This window comes from Streptococcus sp. HMSC071H03 (assembly GCF_001813035.1).
GTDB lineage: Bacteria > Bacillota > Bacilli > Lactobacillales > Streptococcaceae > Streptococcus > Streptococcus anginosus.
The window spans coordinates 11,559-15,397 of sequence record NZ_KV811169.1 but is presented as its reverse complement, the minus strand read 5'-3'; the positions used below and the strand labels follow the sequence as shown (position 1 = coordinate 15,397).

Genomic DNA, 3,839 nt, shown 5'->3' with positions numbered 1-3,839 from the left:
TTTTCCAGTTCCATTAACCCCAATCAAGCCAATCCGATCCAAACCATGAATAATAAAGGAAATATTTTTAAAAACAGTCTTATCTCCCACCGTTTTAGTCAACTTTTCAACAATAAAGTCACTCATCTTCTCTCCTCTACAAAAGCCAAAATAGCCTCCAGACGGTTGTCCAAGGTACCATTCACAATAGCTGTCTCGATCTCAGTCAAGAGCTGTCCTAAAGCAGGACCCGGCTTAAAGCCAAATTCTTTGATTAACAGACCACCATTGACGACAATTTCATGTTTATCATGAATCGTTAGTGAATCATAAGTAGAATGAATCTTTTCAAAATCAACAGCTAATCCCTGTGCTTGACGAATTTCTTCTGCTTGTATCATCAGGTCCAGTTCAAAACGATAGCATTCTTCCTTATCCAGAAAATGCCTTTGGCGAATATTATAAATCGTGACAATTTGCTCTACGCGCTTTTGAAATTCATTTGAAGTTTTCCAATGCTTGAGGAATTTTTTAACATTTTTTACTTGAAGAGTCATTAAAAGAGTAGCCCAAGCTTGCTCTGAACTCGTAAATTGAAAATCTGCTTTAACATCAAACATCTTTTCCAACTGAGATTGGCTGCTGCGCATGTCAGGCAAATAGTCTGTTGCACCACTGGCAAGCAGACTTTTCAATCCTTTACGCCAATAAGACGCTGTCAGTAGTTTGTCAAATTCAATGAAAGTCCGCTCTACAGAAATTTTTTCTAATAGTGGTGCACACAGTTTTATAGCCTGAAATGTATCTGTGTCCAAATCAAACCCTAAAGCTGCCTGAAAACGAAATCCTCGCATAATGCGCAAGGCGTCTTCGTTGAAACGTTCCGAAGGTATTCCTACAGCACGTAAGATCTGATTTTCTAAATCAGCTAACCCTTCAAATAAATCAATCACATTCCTTGCTTCATCCAAAGCCAAAGCATTGATCGTGAAATCGCGCCGTTTTAAATCTTCTTCGAGAGAACGAACAAACGTGACATGGCTCGGTCTGCGATAATCTACATAGATATCCTCTGTCCGAAAAGTCGTCACTTCGTATTCATGATTATCTTCTAAGACTAAAACTGTCCCATGCTCAATACCGACATCAATCGTTCGCTCAAAAATACGTTTGGTTTCTTCTGGATAACTAGAACTCGCAATATCCACATCATGAATCGGTCGATTCAATAAAGCATCGCGGACTGAACCACCGACAAAGTACGCCTCAAAACCGGCATTCTTAATCTTCTTTAATACTGGTAAAGCCTCCTGAAATTCAGAAGGCAGATTTTTTAATCTCATAACAAATATTCCAATCCGTAGACAAGCTCTTTTTTCTTGACCACTTCCTTAATACCTAAATTCACCCCCGTCATGAAAGACTTACGATCGTACGAATCATGACGAAGTGTCAGTCCTTCACCTTGACCGCCAAAGATGACTTCTTGATGAGCCACCAATCCTGGTAAACGAACCGAATGAATGCGCATGCCGTCCATTTCTGCACCACGTGCTCCTTGTAATAACTCTTTTTCGTCCATTGCACCTTGATGCTTCTTGGGGCGAACCTTGCTGATCAATTCAGCTGTTTTAATCGCTGTGCCGCTCGGCGCATCCTTTTTCTGATCATGATGTAATTCAATGATTTCCACATCTGGAAAATATTTAGCTGCTTGCGTTGCAAATTGCATCAAAAGAACCGCTCCCACAGCAAAATTAGGAGCAATCAAGCCTCCTAGCTCTTTTTGACGAGAAAACTCAACTAACTCTTTGATTTCATCCGATGTAAATCCAGTCGTTCCGACCACAGGTGCAAAACCATGCTCTAATGCAAAACGAGTATTTTCATACGCCACTTTAGGAGTTGTAAAATCAACCCATACATCCGCTTCTATGCCACTCAAATCTTCTTTCTGATTAAAAACGGGAACACCAGCTACTTCTTTTCTGGAGTAAGTGGGTCAAGCAATCCAACGAGCTCTAATGCAGGATCTTCTGTCACCATGTTATAAGCAGCTTGTCCCATTTTTCCTTTGAAACCAGCAATAATGACCTTTATACTCATGGAATCCTCCTTAAATAATCGGAATATAGGCTAAGGCAATACTTCCAGCACCCAAGTGAGTTCCAATCACACTACCAAATGTCGCAATCGGAATCTCTCCAGAAACACCATCTTCTAACAATAATTGATGTAAATGTTCTGCTTTTTCCAGTGCATTTCCATGAATAATCATCACTTGGTAATTTCCTTGTGCAGTTTGCTCTTTGACAATCTCAATCAGGCGTTTCGTAGCTTTTTTCTCGGTACGAATCTTTTCATAAACCTCAATGACGCCCTCTTCATTAAAGTAAAGAATTGGTTTGATACTGAGCAAGTTTCCCAGAATTGCAGCGCCATTCGACAAACGACCGCCTTTCACCAAATGATTTAAGTCATCTACCATGATGAAGGCACCAATTCCCTTGATTTGAACGTCAAGATTGCTCAGAATTTGCTCAAACGCTAATCCTTGTTCAGCCCAGTTTAAAATATGCTCCACCATCATTCCAAGCGGCGCACTTGTGATTTTTGAATCTGGAAAAGCAATTTCTAAACTTGGAAATTCATCTTTCAAATACTGGATATTTTGATAAAAGCCAGAAATGCCACTCGATAAAAACAGACCAATAACATGAGTATAACCTTGCCCTTCTACTAAAGACAGAGTGTTCACTAAGCTGGCGATACTCGGTTGGCTAGTCTTTGGTAATTCACTAGAGGCTGCCATTTTTTGATAAAATTCGCTAGCAGAAAGATTCTTTCCTTCGATGTACTCAATCCCGTCGATACTAACGGGAATATCTAAGACAAATAAATGCTCATTTTCGATGACTTTGCTATCCAAATATGCTGACGAATCAGTAATTACGGCTAATTTCATGCATTAAAACTCCAAATTGATACCTGGCAAATCCAAGGCGATTTCTGTTACTTCATAGGTCAAACGATTTAAGACGGACAAACTTGGACGAGCTAGTTGTTCCACTTCGTCCTGCTCAAATTCACTTGGCTCATTGACAATTTGTCCCATGATATGGTTGACTTGTGAAATTGTTCCACTAATTACAAAAGCATCAAAGACAATCATAAAACTCACAATTACAACGATAGAAGTTACTTGTCCTTCTTGATCTTGATTTAACAATTGAAAATTGACATCCACTTTTGTTTCTGGGGTTCCGTTTTCTTTTTCCCACTCTAAATTACGTGCATCATAGTGATATTGACTGACAAATTCTTTTTCGCGTTGTAATTCCATTTCATTTCTCCTCAAAATATGCGTTATTAAAATTATAACATATTTTCCAGCGCCTGACTATTTTAATCAGTATGAAAATCATCTCCTTTCAATGTTTCTTTTAGATTAAAAAAGAAGCTAGAGAATTATTCTCCAACTCCTAGAACGATGAAACTCATCATTATTTATTCAATGGTTTACGAAGTGCTCCGAATAACACACCACTTACAATTGCGCCAATCAAGATGAAGATGATATAGAGAAGGGCATTTGAAGTAAGTGCAATAACGAAGATACCTCCGTGCGGTGCCATGAGTTTAATACCAGCCATGCCGACAAGTGCGCCTGCTAAAGCTGAACCAACCATAAAGCTTGGAATGGCACGGGCAGGGTCAGCAGCACCAAATGGAATAGCACCTTCAGTGATGAAGGATAGTCCCATAACAATGTTTGTCAAGCCTGAATTGCGTTCTTCTTCAGTGAATTTATCTTTGAATAGAAGGGTTGCGACAAAGACTGCAAGAGGTGGAACCATACC

The 3,839-nt window shown here is 39.4% G+C and carries 3 protein-coding genes and 3 pseudogenes; all 6 read right to left on the bottom strand.

All coding sequences use genetic code 11. From position 1 onward, the window contains the following. Nucleotides 1-126, bottom strand: a pseudogene (locus HMPREF2887_RS10695) (ABC transporter ATP-binding protein); the annotation flags it as partial. Next, complete coding sequence (locus HMPREF2887_RS07255; protein WP_057489704.1) at nucleotides 123-1,322, bottom strand: CCA tRNA nucleotidyltransferase; 1,200 nt, start codon at nucleotides 1,320-1,322, stop codon at nucleotides 123-125. The gene HMPREF2887_RS07255 and the pseudogene HMPREF2887_RS10695, both read right to left, overlap by 4 nt. Further along, nucleotides 1,319-2,085 (bottom strand): annotated as a pseudogene (dapB, locus tag HMPREF2887_RS07250) (4-hydroxy-tetrahydrodipicolinate reductase). The gene HMPREF2887_RS07255 and the pseudogene dapB overlap by 4 nt, the downstream one beginning before the upstream one ends. Nucleotides 2,086-2,095: 10 nt before the next feature. Then, on the bottom strand, nucleotides 2,096-2,944 hold the full coding sequence (locus HMPREF2887_RS07245) for a DegV family protein (protein WP_021001841.1): 849 nt from the start codon (nucleotides 2,942-2,944) through the stop codon (nucleotides 2,096-2,098). 3 nt (nucleotides 2,945-2,947) lie between these two features. After that, nucleotides 2,948-3,322 (bottom strand): DUF1149 family protein, encoded by a 375-nt coding sequence (locus HMPREF2887_RS07240; protein ID WP_003024043.1) that lies wholly within the window; start codon nucleotides 3,320-3,322, stop codon nucleotides 2,948-2,950. A gap of 160 nt (nucleotides 3,323-3,482) precedes the next feature. Further along, nucleotides 3,483-3,839: pseudogene (locus HMPREF2887_RS10570) on the bottom strand (PTS fructose transporter subunit IIC); the annotation flags it as partial.